The organism is Mucilaginibacter rivuli (genome assembly GCF_019391655.1).
GTDB lineage: Bacteria > Bacteroidota > Bacteroidia > Sphingobacteriales > Sphingobacteriaceae > Mucilaginibacter > Mucilaginibacter rivuli.
In genome coordinates this window covers 503243-521454 of sequence record NZ_JAHXPQ010000001.1, presented here as the reverse complement: position 1 = coordinate 521454, position 18212 = coordinate 503243, and the positions used below count along the sequence as shown (strand labels likewise).

Below are 18212 nucleotides of genomic sequence, written 5' to 3'. Positions count from 1 at the left end.
AACCATCTTATTTTTAGATAGGCTATAGATTTTATTTATAACTGTTTACTATCAAACAATAGCTAATCCAAACCATTAAACCGGTAATGCAAGAAGTTAATTAGCAATTCATCTATTATATAGTCATCCGGATATTGAATGCTTGATTTCAAACATATTAAACAACCATTTGAACATTTGTACTACTACATTTTGGCATAGTAAGCTATATTTGTGGTACCAATTATTAAGCTAAGCGGGTAAACTAAAGGAAATAATGCTATTTCCAGTCATTCATCCCCCAAAGCTTTATCTTAAATATTTCTAAACGCTAAACAAACCTATATGGTTAACAAAGTTACTATACGTTGCTGTTTACTTATTGTATCGCTGTGTTTGGGCCTTCAACATGTTTTTGCGCAAAAAGACTTTAACTTCACATCATTAACCACAAAAAACGGGCTCTCATCAAATACCATTAACGTTATTTTGCAAGATCATAACGGCTTGCTGTGGTTTGGGACAAGCGATGGCTTAAATAAATTTGATGGTACAAACGTTACCGTTTATACCCATATTGAACGTGATAATAACAGCATTCCGGCAAACGAGGTCATTTCACTTTTAGAAGATCATTCGGGTAGGTTATGGGTAGGTACTTCGGGCAGCGGGCTTGCGTATTACGACGGCCGGCATAATACGTTTATTACCTACAAAGCAAACGGAAAAAGAAACATATGGAGCGTTCGCTCTTTGTGCGAAGACCATACCGGTAAAATATGGGCAGGTAGTTATAACGGTTTCAGCATTATTGACCCGGTTAGCGGAAAAGTAGAATTTATTGATATTACACATTTGCTAAACAATTCCGATGAGGTTTTGGCAGCATTATCTCTTTTTGAAGATAACAAACACCGCATGTGGATGGGTACGAGCAGTGGCGTACTGCTGTTTGACGAAAAAACAAAAAAAAGCATCAGCTTTACCCCAAAGCCATCTGATACTGCGAGTATAGGCGGTAATAACATTAAAGCAATTACACAGGATAAACAGGGGCGCTTATTTTTTGGAACGGATAAGGGCCTTAGTATGTTGCTGCCCAACGAAAAGGAGTTCAGAACATTCCGCCACTCAGAGCAGCAGCCTTCATCAATTACTAATGATGTGGTCTACTCGGCTATTGTTGATGCTGAAGGAAAAGTATGGATAGGTACAGAAGACGGAATAAGCGTTTTCGACCCCTCAAATCAAACCTCGTTGAACGCCAGGCCAAATCGCCGTAAATCATTCAGTCTTACCCATAAATCAGTAAGAAGCATTTACCTGGCACAAAGAGGTATTATATGGTTTGGTACCTACCAGGGTGGCGTTAATAAATACGACCCCAACCTGGCTCTTTTCAACCTCAAGCGCAGTAGCCCGTTCGATCCTCAGGGCCTTGCCTCACCGGCTGTTACCTCATTTGCTGAATACACCAGCGATAAAATATTTGTAGGTACTGATGGCGGAGGCCTGCATTTATTTGACCGTAATACAGGTTTGTTTGAACGTTGTACAATAAAAAGTAAAGTGACCAACTCAGATAATTCATTGCCTATACAGGCAATGGATTTTGATTTGAATAATAAATTATGGATAGGCACCTTCCAGAACGGTTTGTTTGTTTACGATCCGATCACAAAACAGTATAAACAATACTTAGCCGGCCCAACAAACCACGACCTTAGTCAAAATGATATTTTCTTTATTAAGAAAGACAAGCATGGTTTAATGTGGCTTGGCACCAACGGGCGCGGCGTTGATGTATTTGATCCTAAAACTCAAACTTTTTCCAGGTATAATAGTAAGAGCACTGTGCCCCTGCCATTAAACGGATTTATGCGGACTATGGCCGAAGATGATGCCGGCGATATTTGGCTGGGATCGGTAGGTACAGGTATAGCTGTTTTACACCCATCAACCCAAACTTTTAAAGTTTACAATAAAGCAAACAGTAACCTGTCTGATGATGGCGTACTTTGCATTTATCATGACAGGGCTGACAATATTTGGGCGGGTACCAACAATGGAGGCTTAAATTTATTTGATAAAAAAAGTAACCGGTTTACGCAGTTCAATGAAACCAATGGCTTATCAAATGGTATTGTGTACAAAATACTGCAGGATACACGGGGCATAATATGGATAAGTACCGATAAAGGCATCAGTAGCATTGATCCGGCAACTAAAAAGATCAAAAACTTTAGCCGCCCTAATGGTGTACAGGATAGCCCTTTTATACTTGGTTCGGGAATAAGAACATCAGGTGGTGAACTGTTTTTCGGCGGACAGGATGGCTTCAACTACTTTGCGCCCGAAACTTTACCGACAAGTAATTTTATGCCACCTATATTACTTACCGAATTAAAAGTATCAAACAACACTGTAATACCCGGCCCAAATGCTCCTATCGATCAGCAAATAAGTTCGGCCACAGATATTCATTTGCCGTATGGACAAAACTTTTCTATTAACTACGTGGCACTTAATTACACTGCCCCTCAACAAAACCATTACTCCTATAAACTTAAGGGCTTTGATCGTGATTGGAATTATGTAAACCAGGAAAAAACAGCATACTATACCAATATTGATCCGGGAGATTATGTTTTTGAAGTGCGGGCCAGTAACAACGATGGCGTTTGGAATAATAAGGTAACAACCATAAATGTGCACGTTGCACCACCGTTATGGCGTACCGTATATGCCTATATATGCTATTTTATTTTAGCAGCCAGCCTGCTTTTTTATGTTAGACAACGTGGCATACAAAAAATAAAGAACCAGCTTGAACTGGAGCAGGAAAAGATAAACGCTCAGCAACTGGTAAAACAACAACGGCAGGAAGCAGAAAGGATACATGAATTGGACCTGCAGAAGATAAAGTTCCTTACCAATTTGAGTCACGAGTTCAGAACGCCTATTTCTTTAATACTGGCACCTGCTGATAAATTACTTTCCCTACCTAAAGACCCTGCCATTGGCAACCAGGTTAAAATGATACGGCGAAATGCCCGCAGATTGCTTAACCTCGTTAATCAATTGCTCGATTTCCGAAAAATGGAAGAGCAGGAATTAAAACTCAATCTTTCGCAGGCCGACCTTGTGGCCTTTATCAAAGAAGCTGCTGAATCGTTCCAGGACCTATCCGACAGGAAAAAAATATCATTACTGGTGGAAAGCACTATTGATACTTTGCCAACCAGCTTTGATCCTGATAAGATGGAACGCATTGTTTTCAATCTACTTTCCAATGCTTTTAAATTTACGGAAGAAGGTGGCCTGATCAGTGTACGAATGTCGATAATAGATGATGAAATTCAACAAATGTCAACGTTCTGCCTCACCGTTTCTGATACGGGTATCGGGATACCAGGTGACATCCAGAACCGCATATTCGACCGCTTCTTTATGAATTCATCGGGCAGCACTATTTTAAATCAAGGCAGTGGTATCGGCCTTTCTATCGTTAAAGAATTTGTGCTGTTGCATGGTGGCGAAATTACTGTTAAAAGTGAGGTTACCGAGGGCACTACCTTTTACCTGACACTGCCCGTAGTGAGATCTGATAATTTCACGATTGACCAGGTAACCGATACTGACGAAAGCCCTTCAATTCAGGATGAATTGGTTGACAATATACCCACCCCGCAAGACCTTAAAGTAGCTACCATATTGCTGGTTGAAGATAACGAAGAGTTTAGGTTTCACCTTAAAGATAGCTTACAATCATTCTATCATATTATAGAGGCTTCAAACGGAAAAGAAGGTTGGCAAAAGGCATTGGCAAGCCACCCGCAATTAATTGTGAGTGATATTAACATGCCCTATATGGGTGGAATAGAACTGAGTCAGAAAATAAAAAATGATAAGAGAACAAGCCAGATACCGGTAATATTACTTACGGCCATGAACGCGGAAGAAGACCAGATAAAAGGGTTGGAATCAGGCGCGAACGATTATCTCACCAAACCTTTTAATTTCGATATTTTAAATACCAAGATAAAAAACCTGCTACTTTATAAACGATCACTAAAAGATACCTATTCCAAACAAATTGAGGTGGTTGGCAAAGAGATAAAAATAGAATCCAATGATGCCAGGCTATTAAACAATGTTGTAAAGTATATTGATGAAAAACTAAACGACTCAGAATTATCTGTAGAAGAACTTAGCCGCCACATTGGTATGAGCAGAGGTTCACTTTATCATAAATTGCTCGAACTTACCGGCCTTACCCCCATCGAATACATACGTTCAATTAAACTTGACCGGGCAGCAACGTTTTTAGAGAAAAGCGATTATAACGTTGCCCAAATAGCCTACATGACGGGCTTTGGCACGCCAAGCTACTTTTCGCGCTTATTTAAAGCAAAGTATGGCGTGCTGCCATCAGAGTACATTAGTGCAAAGCGCAAGGATAGTAAATCGCGATTGGGGAATGATATGATAGATGGTTTATAGAACAATAAGCTATACCTTTATTTTACAGCCCCGTAGTTTACGTGCGCCTTCATGATGTGTAAAACCCATTTTATTGGCTGCATTTAATACCCGTAATTGGGTTTGCTTTGCCACACCGGAGTTTTTGATAAAGGCCCGGCTTACAGTTGACGGCGAAATACCTAACTCATCCGCAATATCATAAATGGTGATTTTTTTTGTATTGGCCTGGCCGGACGAAACTTTTAATGAGCGTAAGGCCCTTGCACCATCATTTACAGAATACCCTAAAAACATGGCAACATCAAACACATTTTTTGCCGTGGTTTTACTCACCTTACCTATCCCGTTTAAGGCCCGGCTAACTGTAGAAGGCGACAAATTAAGCTCCTCGGCAATATCATAAATGGTAACGCCTGATTTTCCTGCTTTTGGCGATATAAAGGGTACCGGGTTAATATTTCTTTCCAAAACAACATAACCAAGTTGCCGGGCCATATTGTTTACTTTTACCTTAGTTTGCGGTTTAACTTTGGGGTCATCTCTCAAGGCGCGGCTAATGGTACCTTGCGTAAGTTGCAGCTGATCTGCAATTTGTTTAATGGTGACAGTTTTGTAGGCCATTATTATTACCATCGGGATTTAGTTTTATGCCCGATTAATAAATTTAGGTACTTACACTATGCTCAAGGGGGTCAAATCTTCAAGTTTTATAGTATAAATGTTAAACTCACTATTTTGAGGCCGGCATTTATCTGTTAGCAAAAGCTTAGCTATATGCTAAATAATTTATTTCTTATTTAAAGGGACTTATTAATAGAACTGATTGAACATTTGGTTATATTAAAAACTTAATACGTAGCATTATAAATAATGACTTTTATTGAAATTGCCCCCATACAAACCAACATGAACTTTTATGTCTGATATGGCTAGCTTGATAAATAACTTATTACAAAACAGGGTAAAGTATACCGTAATTATTGCGGTGTTTACAATGGCCATTAGTAGTATCCAATGGACGGGGGGCAAACCGGAGCCCAAGCCTAACATGCCGTTACACACTGCCTCCCAAAAGGGATTGAAGGATTACTATAAAAGCTATTTCCCCATCGGCGTGGCTGTTAACATAGCCGCATTAAAGGGAGCGCAATCAGAATTGATCATTCGTGAATTTAATAGCATCACCCCGGAGAACGATATGAAAATGGCGCCGATACACCCACGGGAAAATGAATACAATTGGAAAAATGCAGATGCGATTGTTGATTTTGCTATAGCGCACCACATCCGCATAAGGGGTCATAATTTGTTGTGGCATGCCCAGGCACCGCAGTGGATGTTTAAAGACAGCCTGGGAAATAAGGTAAGCAAAGAGGTATTATTAGCCCGGTTAAAAAACCACATCACTACTGTTGTTAACCATTATAAGGGCAAAATATATGCCTGGGATGTGGTTAATGAAGCTATTGACGATAACCCGAACAATTACATGCGTAACTCTTTATGGTACCAGATATGCGGCGAAGATTTTATTGCCAAAGCATTTGAATACGCCCATGCGGCCGACCCTAGCGCGGCGCTCTATTACAACGATTATAACAGCGAGAATGAATCAAAACGCGAAAAGATCTGCAAATTATTAAAAAACCTTATTGACGCCAAAGTTCCAATTAATGGAGTAGGGCTGCAAGGGCACTGGAATTTAACCTCCCCTACACCCGATATGCTGCGCAAAGCATTAGACAGATACACATCCCTTGGCTTAAAGGTACAGGTAACTGAATTGGACATGACCGTACGTGAGCGCAAAAGACCTGCACCCGGTGAACCACAACTACAGGCCGACTCGGGTTTAACACCGGCATTGGCGCAGCGCCAGGCGGACAGATACAAAGAGATGTTCGATGTTTTCAGGGCATATAAAAAGAATATCACCGGTGTTACCTTCTGGAATCTATCCGACCGCTATAGCTGGCTCGATGCCAGGGGTGGCGGATTAGCCGGCGGGGCAGCAGCTACCGAAACTGTAAGCCGAACCATAAAAAAAGCATACCCGCTCCTGTTCGATGAAAACTTACAGCCCAAAAAGGCATATTGGTCGGTAGTAAATTTTTAATTCAGTAAAGGCACACACCGATAATACACCGTAAAGAAATATGAAATATTTGTTTTCATTGTTCTCAAACCGCTGCCCTAATGGTTTGGGAAAGGTCCTTTTGTTGTTGCTGACCAATACACTTTGCTGCAATGTATTATTATCGCAAACCAAACCTGCTGATCTATCTTCATCTGTCGCGCAAAAAATTTTGATCAATAGCGGTTGGAAATTTTACAGATATGACCCCGCAGGCAACAGCGACAGTTTAATTTACGATGTAAGGCCCGATACAAAGGGTGAGATAGACGGCCGCCCTGCTGATGCACGACCTACTGAGGCCGTAAAAGTAACCGCTAATGGGGCTGTACTTAAACCCTATATATTGCCTGCAGGTAACCCTTTTATCAAAAATCCGGCTCAATGGCATTCACGGCCTAAAGGCAACCCCGGTTCAAACTTCCCTTTCGTACAACCAGACTTTGATGATAAAGCCTGGGAAAATGTAGACCTCCCTCATGATTGGGCCATCAAAGGGCCTTTTTACAAAGCAGGTAATGCTATTATAGGTGGCGGAATGGGGCGGCTTCCCGTTCAGGGTGTGGCATGGTACCGCAGAAAGCTCGATATACCTTTATCTGATGCCGAAAAATCCGTGTTTTTAGATGTAGATGGCGCCATGTCATACGCGATGGTATGGTTGAATGGCAAATTAGTGGGTGGCTGGCCCTACGGCTATACCTCATGGCGGCTTGACCTTACACCTTATATTATCCCGGGAGGAAAAAACCAGTTGGCTATACGGTTGGATAACCCGGCAAATTCATCACGCTGGTACCCGGGCGGGGGCATTTACCGTAATGTTTGGTTAAACATTGTAAACCCTACCCATGTGGCGCATTGGGGTACTTTTGTAAAAACCAGCGATGTAACTAAAGCATCTGCCAAAGTTGCGCTAAAAGTTGTGCTTAATAATGATAGCAAAACACCCGGTACCTATACCGTAGCCACTCAAATTTATTTGATGGGTGTAAACGATAAACCCCTTGGTTTACCTGTCGCGAAAATAAGCCCGCAAAATATTACTATAAAAGCGAGATCCGGCGATACCGTTTTGGGGAATACCCTCATTTTGAAGCCTCAATTATGGCAACCTCTGCCCAAACAAAACCCCGCACGTTATGTAGCTGTTACTACCACCTCGTATAAAGGAAAAGTTATCGATACTTATCGAACCCCATTCGGTATTCGTGATGTGCGCTTTGATCCCGATAAAGGAGTTTTTATAAATGGCGAAAAAGTATTTTTAAATGGCGTGAACCAACACTCAGACCTGGGGGCGCTCGGCATGGCCTTTAATGCCACTGCCGCCCGGCGCCAACTCGAAATGCTCAAAGAAATGGGTTGCAATGCCATCCGTTTATCCCATAACCCACCTGCCCCCGAGTTGCTCGACATGGCCGACAAAATGGGCTTTATGGTATTGGATGAAATATTTGATGCCTGGGAGTTAAAGAAACCAGCGCTTGATTTTCACCTCGTATTTCCTGATTGGCATGAGCAGGATGTAAGGGCTATGGTTCGTCGCGATAAAAACCACCCCTCTATCATTATGTGGAGCTTTGGTAATGAAGTAGGTGAACAATATACCGATGAGCAAGGCGCAAAAGTAGCAAAGATGCTTTACAGCATATTAAAAGATGAGGACCCTACCCGCCCGGCCACTGTTTCCATGAACTATGCCAAGCCGGGCATGCCCTTGCCTGCTGTTGTTGATGTGATCAGCCTTAATTACCAGGGCGAAGGTATCCGTAACGGCGATGCTTATGCGGGTTTAAAAGGTATCAGTACCCCGCCGTTATTTCCGGCATTTCATAAAAAATTTCCCGGCAAGGTAATTATCAGCAGCGAAAATGCAGCAGCTTTGAGTAGCCGGGGCGAATATATGTTCCCTGTTTATGGAGGCAACAGCGCACCCGTAAAAGACAATTTTGGTGGCGACCCTAAACAGCACCAGGTAAGTGCCTACGAGCTTTATTCGGTAGATTTTGGCGCTTCGGCAGATAAGGTATTCGCCACAATGGATAAGCACCCGTTTGTAGCAGGCAGTTTTGTGTGGACCGGCTGGGACTACCTTGGCGAACCTACCCCTTACTATTCGTCAAGAAGCTCGTATTTCGGGATCATTGATCTGGCCGGCTTTAAAAAGGATCGCTATTATTTATACCAATCAAAATGGCGGCCCGAGTTACCTATGGCACACATATTACCACATTGGAACTGGGCCGACCGCATTGGCGCCATAACGCCCGTGCACGTTTTTACATCGGGTGATGAAGCAGAACTGTTTTTGAACGGAAGATCGATGGGGCGTAAAAAAATGCAGCCTTATGAATCGCGCTTACGCTGGGATAGTATAAAGTATGAACCCGGTGAGCTAAAAGTAACCGCTTACAAAAACGGTAAAAAATGGGCCGAAGATATGGTTAAAACAACCGGTGCAGCCAGTAAACTGGTGCTATTCGCCAATCGTTCAGTTATACAGGATAATAGCGAAGACCTTGCATTTATTACCGTACAGGTGAGCGACAATGATGGGCGTATGGTACCACGTACAAAAAACAAAATCAGCTTTTCTATCGAAGGGCCGGGCGAGATAGTGGCTACTGATAATGGCGATGCCACAAACCTGGAGTCGTTCGCCTCGCATACGCGCGAAGTTTTTAACGGTTTATGTCTTGTTATTGTACGTGCCAAAGCAGGCAAAACAGGCATGATAAAACTAAAAGCAGAATCTGAAGGGTTAGTAAGCCAAACTATATTGATCAAATGCATGCCACAATAGTGAATAGTATTTCACATAATTATTGAGTTAATAAAACCTAATAATAAGCACATGAAAATGAGAAGAATTACCTTCCTCCTGCTTTTCGCAGCAACACATATTGCCGCGCAGGATAAAGGGAAACCGGCCGCAGGTAGCTTTCCGGCCCCGGTTAATTTTACTTCGCAGCAGGACAAAGAGGATATGATGAGGCAGCTGGGAATAAAAGCGATGCGACCCGGACCAAGTGGTGATGAAAAAGCACCTAACCATGCAAATAACGACGAAGCCCTGGCAAATCCTTACCTCGATTACCCAGACGCATTAACACTTAAAAACGGAAAAAAAATAACCACCGCCGAGCAATGGTGGAAGCAACGACGCCCGGAGATTATAGAAGATTTTGAACGCGAAGTATATGGCCGTGTACCCAAACAAGTACCTAAGGTTACCTGGGTAGTAAAAATAACTGATAAAGAATTTATAGGCTTTACACCGGTTATAGCCAAACAACTTATTGGCCATGTAGATAATAGCAATTACCCCCTGCTTGATGTAAATATTGCCATGACACTGGTATTACCAGCCAATGCAAAAGGCCCTGTACCTGTTTTAATGATGTTTGCCCAAAGTACCTTGCCTGCCCCGGCACAACCTAATAAAGAAGACCTTAAGACTATAAATGATGCCATGAAGGAATTGCTGATAAAAGAGCACCCCGAACTGAAGCAGGTATTTGACCGTTATCCGGCTTACCAGCCTGTAGCACCACAAAGTTCGGGTATCAATCCGTTTGCACCCCGGCCCGCCGGCGATCTGCCGGCGGCACAGCAATTAATTGCCGATGGCTGGGGTTACGCTCTTATTGAGCCTGCAAGTATACAGGCCGATAACGGAGCCGGTATTACTAAAGGCATTATTGGCCTGGTAAACAAAGGTCAACCACGTAAACCCGATGATTGGGGCGCTTTGCGTGCCTGGGCATGGGGCGCTTCGCGTGGCTTAGATTACCTGGCAACCGAGCCCATGGTTGACAGTAAGCATGTAGGCATTGAAGGCGTTTCGCGATATGGTAAGGCAGCACTGGTAACCATGGCTTTTGATGAGCGCTTTGCTATGGTACTTATTGGCTCATCAGGGCAAGGGGGCACCAAACCCAACCGGCGCAATTTTGGCGAAGCTGTAGAAAGCCTTGCTAACGGAGCGCATTACTGGATGGCCGGCAACTATATGAAGTATGCCACATCTGAATCAGTTTTCGGCAGCAAAACAGCCAATGATATACCGGTTGATTCGCACGAATTAATAGCGCTTTGTGCACCAAGGCTAACATTTGTAAGTTATGGCGTTCCCGAACAAGGTGATGCTCACTGGCTCGATCACCAAGGCAGTTATATGGCAACAATAGCGGCCGGGCAGGTATTTAAGTTACTTGGAGCTAAAGATCTTGGCCTTTCAAACAATTATAAAACCGAGAAAATGCCACCTGTTAATACCGGCTTATTGGATGGGCAGTTAGCCTGGCGGCAGCACGACGGTGGCCATACCGATGCGCCAAACATCAAATACTTTATCAAATGGGCCGATAAATTTATACGGCCTCAAGCAGAATCAAAATAGCCTTTTACAGCAAAAAACCAGGGTTAAATAATATATAACCCTGGCTTTTTATGTTAATCATATCCTGTTTATCAATTAAACTTTAACGTTTTTAATATTGTCGGTTGTGCACTGCCAACAATGCGCAGGTACACATCATGCTGGCCAGTTGTAGGTTTAATATTGGCTGAAAAAGTGTCCCATTTATTCTCTCCACCGGTCGCCTGCATAGCAATAGAAGCTATTAACTTTCCGTTGCCGCCAATATTGTCTATCCATACTTCAACCTTAGCAACTGCTGTACCGGCCGCTGTTATTGATACAGATTTAGCACGCCTTGCTACACTTCCAATATCAATACCGCCAAGCATTGCCCATCCCCAATTGCCTGTATTTGTTACCCCATTATCAGATAGTTTCAGTCCGTAATAATTATTACATCCTGCTATTGCAAGCGGTGCAAAGCCATCTTTATATAAAAACAGATCAAAATCAGCTTGTTTACCCTGTGCAAAAAGTCCATCGCTTGTACCTACCCATGCATTATAATTTGGTTGTGTTTTATCTATATCGCGGGCATCAATAACATTGCCAATGGCTGTCCATTTAACACCATCGGGGCTGCAAAATCCGGAAAGATCATGGTTGTGGCGTTCTAACTTCAACCAAACTATATTACCAATAGTATTACTTACATTGAACGATTGTTTGCCAAACGAAAAGCCTATTTTTTTACCCTCATCATAACCGCTGTAAAGCCGCACATGCTCCGTTTCATTGCCCGATGTGATGTATATGCCCGCCTGCTCATTTGCGGCTGTAGCATCAATATCAACCTTTGTAACCAAAGCATAATCGTGTCCGGCTTCCTTTTGCAGAATATGCGTTTTACCTCCCTGTGGCTTTAATCGCAACCATCCGGGGCGCTCAGTGAGCGAATATGACCCTGCTGCCTCCTTATTTAAAAAGTGCCATGTTAAATTGAGTGATGATGTGGCAAATTCATCAGAAACAGGGAAACACCAGTGCGAGCCGTCATCCGGAAGATTTGGCCTCGCGAGCGGCTCATCAGACGGGTAAGGAACAAATGGTTTACCGTTGGGTGTCCATTGTACCTGCAGTAAAAGGTCTTGCCGCCCTTGTCCGCTCCAATCATTTCCTATAGGCGCATCATAACTTTGTGCAATGCACCACCAGGTCCCGTCTTTCAGCATCCAAGGAGTTGACATGTGATTAACTGAGCGGAAACGGTTTTTCGGGTCTTTAGAAAAATCAAAAACATTACCCAAATTTTCCCACTTGCTCGAGTCAGCAGTCAACGATCTGGAACGCAATATAAACTGCCCCCCGGTAACATCGCCTGCCATCAAATAATAATACCAGCCATCGCGTTTGCACATAACCGGCCCTTCGGCCCAGCTATATTTTTTATTACGGTTTACCCAGTCCATGTTAATGAGCTTGCCGGTAAGGTGACCATCGCGGCCTATCTGCTGCATCCTGTTGGTGGTTTGTCCGGGCTTGATGATCATATAAGGTGTACCATCATCATCCACAAAAATGGAGTTATCGTAACCGATGAAACCTGTTTCGGCAGTGGTTTTAACCTTTACAGGTAATGTCCACGGTCCGGCTGGGCTTACCGCTGTCGAAAAATACTGCCCCCCGCCCGATCCATTCGAAAAATAAATGCGGTACGAACCATAAAAGTAGGTAATTGCCCCCTGCCATACCCCTGCGCCGGGAGCACCCGATTTTAGGTCCGACCAGTTAGCCGGTACAACGCGTGCAATGGTTTCCCAATGTATAAGATCACGCGAGTGCAGTATAGGAAGATTGGGTACAAAGTGAAAGCTTGACCCGCACATATAAAAATCATCGCCAACTTTAAGTAAAGTGGGATCGGGGTGATCGCCTGCAATTACCGGGTTAACATAGGTTTTTACACCGGCAGCAAGTTTTTGGGTATCCTGCCCCTTGATTGATGAAGGGCTACCCAATAATGCAAATACCAAAAGAGCGGCAGAAATGCTGCCGCAAAAATTTACAGATCTGAAATACATGAATAATAAGTTTATAGGCCACTAAAATAGATTTAGCCCACCACAGCATGTGCCACTTTTGTTGATAATGCTACCAGCAATGTATCCTGCTGGAAATTACGAAGGACAGCACAAGGCTGTCCTTTATTTCCCTATTTAAACGGGTCAATCATGGCAATACTGCCATCTGCATTATGCGTAAGGGGCGTTACTTTTATATTGCGCAAATGTGTTTTACCCGAAAGCTGAGTATCGTGATAGAACATATACCATTTACCCTTAAATTCAACAATGGAATGGTGTGTTGTCCAGCCCTGAACCGGTTTTAAAAATATTCCCTTATAATTAAACGGGCCATAAGGATGATCGCCTATAGCGTAAGCTAAGTAATGAGTATCGCCGGTTGAGTAGGTAAAATAGTACTTATTGTGATATTTATGCATCCATGAGCCTTCAAAAAACCTGCGGTTATGATCTTTACCCAATAAAGGCTTTCCGTTACTGTCAAGAATGGTGATATCTTTTACCGGGCCATCAAACTCTTTCATATTGGGTTTTAGCTTAGCTATTTTGCAGCTAAGTGCGGGCTCATCATCTTTTTTCAAATCAGTTTTTGAACCATTTGCATCATACTTTCCATCTGCCCAACGTTGTAGCTGGCCGCCCCATATCCCACCAAAATACATATAGCTTTGACCATCGGTATCAGTAAAAACAGCAGGATCAATACTAAAGCTGCCTTTCATGGGCTGCGGTTCGGCTTTAAACGGGCCTGCCGGATTTTTAGATGTAGCTACACCGATATGAAATACATCATTTTTATCCTTTACGGGGAAGTACAGGTAGTATGTACCATTTTTATAAGCACAATCGGGCGCCCATAATTGTCTACCTGCCCAGGGGATGTTCTTAATATCCAGGGCTACGCCATGGTCGGTAACGGGGCCATTAATATTATCCATTGATAAGATATGATAATCGCGCATAGCGAAATGATCGCCATTGTCGTTTTCGGGTATACCTGCATCAATATCATGCGAAGGATAGATATATATCTTACCGTTAAACACATGTGCAGATGGGTCGGCAGTATAAATAGTTTTGATAAGTGGCTGTGATAGGTATTTGGGAGAAGATTGTGCAATCGCCATTGATGCGGGTGATAGGATTACGGCTGTGATGATGAGCCTTATCAGTTTAAAATTTCGTTTCATAAATATTTGTATGTATTAAAATTGATTACAGTTTAATTAACTCCTTGCCCCGGTGTATTTGGGAACCGCAAATTGCGGTAATAAGCCAGGTCATGCTCGGGTTTTGGATAAGCGGCCGGTATAGCCTGCCGCGAAAAAGTTTGGAAATAAAGTACACAAGCATCCCGCCAGCGTATGGCCTCTTCATATTGTATGGCCATCAGTTGCTTAACTTCGTTAAAACGCTCCGGGTCTACGTAGGGCTGCAGCAAGTTCCATACCTGTTGCATGTGCTTTACCGAGTCGGCACCGATGTAATAGTGATGTACCATTTCTTCCCAAAGTGTTTTTCCGGACCGCATTTTATAATTCCATGCCAGGTGGTGAAACCATAGTAAATATTCATCGGGGCAGGTATTCAAATTCTCAAAATAATTGCGCACCTCGGGCGAGTATTGGCCCAATGCATTACTTCCTGTATGTGTACGGTCAAACCCGATGCCTGCAGTGTCGGCTTTGTGGTAGTACACAGCATTCCAATCGGCTCTGCCTAAATTATCCACCCATGGCCCCGGGCCGTAATGGCCGTTTGCGCTCATAATATGGTGCAGGCCTAGGGGCGTCATATAATTAACTGTATTCTCTCGCGACTGTAGCATTTCCGCTTTCATTTGTTTGATAAAAGCATTATCATTTGTGAACGTCATGCGCAGCCAGTCATCGGCAATATCAGCAGCAGTTTCTTCGGGATTCCAGGATAACCTGCCAAAACAATACCAATTGGCTTGCGCGAAGGGATGCCCGCACCAGTTAACATCGGTACCTATATTGGCAACACCGGCCATACCTGTTATCAGTTTAGGGTTATCCTTTGCTTCCAATATGCGGGCCACTGTGCTGTTTTTACCTTTAGTGTAGGTATCGGCATTAAGGCACTCTTTAAACAACGGAGCTTCGTAAACCAAATGTGTTGAAAAGCCCAGATACTCTTGCGTCAGTTGAACTTCGAGCATTACCGCAGTATTTGGTATCGCGCCAAACAAAGGATGGAAAGGCTCCCGTGGCTGAAAATCGATGGGGCCATTTTTTACCTGTATAATTACGTTACTGTTAAATTTACCGTCAAAGGGTTTAAACTCATTGTATGCTTGTTTTGCCCTGTCATCCGGAACTTTATCATCATAAACAAAGGCGCGCCACATCACTATTCCATGGTGTGCGGCCAGGGCATCGCCAAGCATATTTGCACCATCTGCATGGCTGCGGCCATATGTTTGCGGGCCGGGCTGCCCTTCGGAATTTGCCTTTACTAAAAACCCGCCAAAATCGGGTATGTACCCGTATATTTCATCAACCTTATCCTGCCACCATTTTTTAACATCGGCATTGAGCGGGTCGGCTGTTTTTAATCCGCCTAACTCTACAGGGCTGCTAAACTTTACAGATAAATATACCTTGATACCATACGGGCGAAAAGCATCGGCCAGTGCCTTTACCTTTACCAGGTATGCCGGCGTAAGCATTTGCGTGTTGGCATTAACATTATTAAGTACCGTACCATTAATACCGACCGATGCATTGGCCCTGGCATAATCAAGGTAACGGGTATCTATATAACCAGGCAGTTTATGCCAGTTCCAGATAGAAAAACCCGCATAGCCACGCTCAACAGTTCGTGTAGGGTTATCCCAGTGGTCAAGCACCCGATAATTTGTTTTAGGATAATCTATAATGCTTAAGGCGGTAAGGCTTTTTTCTGTTTGTAATAATCTTAAAAAATGAAACGTACCGTACAGAATACCCAGATCTGAGTTAGCGGTTAATACCACAGTTAAGTGTCCGGCATTATTAACGGTTTTTATAATATAGCCCTCTGCACCTATCTTTTCTGATGTGCCGGCAGGTATAAACTTTTTGAGTTGGCCTATCTTATCAATTGTCGCGATAACTAATCCGCTTTGCGCTATAGTGGTTTCTTGCAATTTAGTACCAATCATACCTGCCAAACCAATACCCAGTTCGTTTTCGGCAACCTTTAACCGGTCGGACTCTGCCGGAAAAAAAACATGATCCAACATGCTGCGATACCGGCTTTTTAATATAGCATTAGTAACGGGTTTGTACCTCAACCACAGGTCATATCCGTTCTCGGCCTTTGCAAATTGGCTAATTACTAATATAATTAGAACTATTAATGCTATTGAGCGTACTTTCATAAATAATTATTAAACAAGCTTATCCGGGTAAATTAATGCAGGCAGTAAAACCTTGATCCGTTAATTATTTTATCGATAAAGGCTGTTCATACATTCATGAACAGCCTTGTAATTAATCGGGGTCAAATGCTTAATTACTTGCTTAAGATACCTTGCTATTATTAATGCTGTTTGATATTAGGGTTCAATTGCAGTTCATTGGCGTTGTATGGTAAAAGCCACTTAGCAGGATCTGATAGCGTTGCTTCGAGATACGGCTTTAACGAAGCCGGAGCACGATTTTCTACAGCATCAATCAAAACGCGTGGGCGACCATGCCTTGCAATACGCATCAAATCATACCAGCGCCTGCCTTCGTAACCTAATTCAAGGCCCCTTTCTCTTAAAATATAATCCTCTATCTGATCATTGGTTGAAGCCGTTGTTACGGTACTTGCAGGCATACCCGCGCGGCCCCTAACGCTGTTGATCTTTGAAATCGCGTTGGCTTTATCGCCCAGCCTGTTCAATGCTTCTGCCCAAAGCAAATATAAATCGCCCTGGCGCGTGATATGAAAATCACCTTCACTGCGATAAGGCAACCTAACCGGTGCCGGCACATCAATAGTTGCAGCGGCAACTCTGGCGGTACCTAAATACTTCCATATTACAGGCGCGCTGCTGCCTACCCTGTTGTAGTAAGGCGCGCTGCCTGCATAGCTTGCACCAAAGCCACGGTATATCTCATCAGTAGTGTTTGATGTACCTATGCTGTTTGGCCAGTTAGGGTTATACGTTTTCATAGCAACATCAGATGGAGCAATAACATACTTACCACCTGATGCCGGATCATTAGATGTTAAAGCCATAAGTGTGCTTGTTTCGCGGGTGGCATAAACAAAGCTTACCATAAACATGGGCTCGTTAAACAATTGGTTACCCAATGTAAAAATATCATACCAACTGGCGCTGCCATTTAAAATAAACGGGTACTGGCCGGTATTCTGCCATGCCTGGCAGGCAGTATTGGCCAGGGCATATTTGTTTCGCCATAAATATACTTCGGCCTGCAGCGAGCATACGGTACCTTTACAAACACGGTGCCTGGTTTGCTCATTACTTTGCCTTAGGGTACCATCTTCATTAAAAACATTAATGGCAAAATCTGTTTTAGCGAATGCCTGTGTTAAATCGTTCTCTACTGAATCTAATATGGTATTTTGCGGCGTTACAGGCAGGTAAGCCACTTTGCTGATATCATCTACCGGAGTAGTTGTAAAAGGCACATCGCCCCAGTTACGCACCAGGTGAAAATAGGCGAAGGCCCGCAAATACTTTACCTCGCCAATGTACTGGTTCATCATAAACTCCGAAAAATTATTCTGATCGCGGGGAACTCGCGAAATGTTTTTTATCAGGTAATTTGCCCTGTTTATCAAATCGTAATATGGGCTCCAGTTGGTATACCTGTTTGTTGGTTTAGCCCGGTGCTCGGCAAGCTGAATAATATCACTATCAGCACCGGTACCCGGTTTGGCCCAATCGCCCTGTACTTCGCCTAACACAAACATATAATCTGTTAAAGGCTGCAGTTCCTGGTAAACGCCGCGCAACATGTATTGCGCATCCCAATAATCGGTTAAAAAATCCTTATCACGGGTTACGTCTGTTGGAGCAACATCTAAAAACTTTTTGCAGGATGATATAGTGCCTATGGTTAGCACAGCCACACACAACACCGTGTATGATACTAACTTATTTTTTGAAAAAACTTTCATAATTGTCTTTTTATAAATATTC

The 18212-nt window shown here is 43.1% G+C and carries 9 protein-coding genes; 4 read left to right on the top strand and 5 right to left on the bottom strand.

Annotation, left to right across the window (positions count from 1 at the left end):
• Positions 1-324: 324 nt before the first annotated feature.
• Positions 325-4482 carry a hybrid sensor histidine kinase/response regulator transcription factor gene (locus KXQ82_RS02295; RefSeq protein ID WP_219486406.1) on the top strand — a complete coding sequence of 1386 codons (4158 nt, stop codon included), beginning with the start codon at positions 325-327 and terminating at the stop codon, positions 4480-4482.
• A gap of 9 nt (positions 4483-4491) precedes the next feature.
• Here KXQ82_RS02295 and KXQ82_RS02290 read toward each other — a convergent pair whose 3' ends face one another.
• Positions 4492-5097: a LacI family DNA-binding transcriptional regulator gene (locus tag KXQ82_RS02290; protein ID WP_219486404.1), complete on the bottom strand. Its 606-nt coding sequence runs from the start codon at positions 5095-5097 to the stop codon at positions 4492-4494.
• A gap of 292 nt (positions 5098-5389) precedes the next feature.
• On the opposite strand from KXQ82_RS02290, the gene KXQ82_RS02285 reads away from it, so the two are divergent.
• Genes KXQ82_RS02285 through KXQ82_RS02275 form a run of 3 tightly spaced genes read left to right on the top strand, consistent with a single transcriptional unit; the run spans position 5390 to position 11003 of the window.
• Positions 5390-6580: an endo-1,4-beta-xylanase gene (locus tag KXQ82_RS02285; protein ID WP_255563364.1), complete on the top strand. Its 1191-nt coding sequence runs from the start codon at positions 5390-5392 to the stop codon at positions 6578-6580.
• A 40-nt stretch (positions 6581-6620) separates the two neighbouring features.
• Positions 6621-9404: a beta-galactosidase GalB gene (gene galB, locus KXQ82_RS02280; protein ID WP_219486403.1), complete on the top strand. Its 2784-nt coding sequence runs from the start codon at positions 6621-6623 to the stop codon at positions 9402-9404.
• Between the two features lie 51 nt (positions 9405-9455).
• Positions 9456-11003 carry a glucuronyl esterase domain-containing protein gene (locus tag KXQ82_RS02275; protein ID WP_255563363.1) on the top strand — a complete coding sequence of 516 codons (1548 nt, stop codon included), beginning with the start codon at positions 9456-9458 and terminating at the stop codon, positions 11001-11003.
• A gap of 71 nt (positions 11004-11074) precedes the next feature.
• On the opposite strand, the gene KXQ82_RS02270 is transcribed toward KXQ82_RS02275, so the two are convergent.
• From KXQ82_RS02270 to KXQ82_RS02255, 4 genes are all read right to left on the bottom strand, one after another.
• Entirely contained in the window at positions 11075-13045 is a 1971-nt protein-coding gene (locus KXQ82_RS02270) for a family 43 glycosylhydrolase (protein ID WP_219486400.1), read from the bottom strand.
• 131 nt (positions 13046-13176) lie between these two features.
• On the bottom strand, positions 13177-14238 hold the full coding sequence (locus KXQ82_RS02265; RefSeq protein ID WP_219486398.1) for a glycoside hydrolase family 43 protein: 1062 nt from the start codon (positions 14236-14238) through the stop codon (positions 13177-13179).
• Between the two features lie 32 nt (positions 14239-14270).
• Positions 14271-16433, bottom strand: a complete 2163-nt coding sequence (locus tag KXQ82_RS02260) for an alpha-glucuronidase family glycosyl hydrolase (RefSeq protein ID WP_255563362.1) — start codon at positions 16431-16433, stop codon at positions 14271-14273.
• 161 nt (positions 16434-16594) lie between these two features.
• On the bottom strand, positions 16595-18190 hold the full coding sequence (locus tag KXQ82_RS02255; RefSeq protein WP_219486397.1) for a RagB/SusD family nutrient uptake outer membrane protein: 1596 nt from the start codon (positions 18188-18190) through the stop codon (positions 16595-16597).
• Positions 18191-18212 lie beyond the last annotated feature (22 nt).

What these genes read in the sequence shown, in the direction of transcription:
- KXQ82_RS02295 (WP_219486406.1), top strand. Translation starts at nt 325, where the DNA reads ATGGTTAACAAAGTTACTATACGTTGCTGTTTACTTATTGTATCGCTG.
- KXQ82_RS02285 (WP_255563364.1), top strand. Translation starts at nt 5,390, where the DNA reads ATGGCTAGCTTGATAAATAACTTATTACAAAACAGGGTAAAGTATACC.
- galB (WP_219486403.1), top strand. Translation starts at nt 6,621, where the DNA reads ATGAAATATTTGTTTTCATTGTTCTCAAACCGCTGCCCTAATGGTTTG.
- KXQ82_RS02265 (WP_219486398.1), bottom strand. Translation starts at nt 14,238, where the DNA reads ATGAAACGAAATTTTAAACTGATAAGGCTCATCATCACAGCCGTAATC.
- KXQ82_RS02275 (WP_255563363.1), top strand. Translation starts at nt 9,456, where the DNA reads ATGAAAATGAGAAGAATTACCTTCCTCCTGCTTTTCGCAGCAACACAT.
- KXQ82_RS02260 (WP_255563362.1), bottom strand. Translation starts at nt 16,433, where the DNA reads ATGAAAGTACGCTCAATAGCATTAATAGTTCTAATTATATTAGTAATT.
- KXQ82_RS02270 (WP_219486400.1), bottom strand. Translation starts at nt 13,045, where the DNA reads ATGTATTTCAGATCTGTAAATTTTTGCGGCAGCATTTCTGCCGCTCTT.
- KXQ82_RS02255 (WP_219486397.1), bottom strand. Translation starts at nt 18,190, where the DNA reads ATGAAAGTTTTTTCAAAAAATAAGTTAGTATCATACACGGTGTTGTGT.
- KXQ82_RS02290 (WP_219486404.1), bottom strand. Translation starts at nt 5,097, where the DNA reads ATGGTAATAATAATGGCCTACAAAACTGTCACCATTAAACAAATTGCA.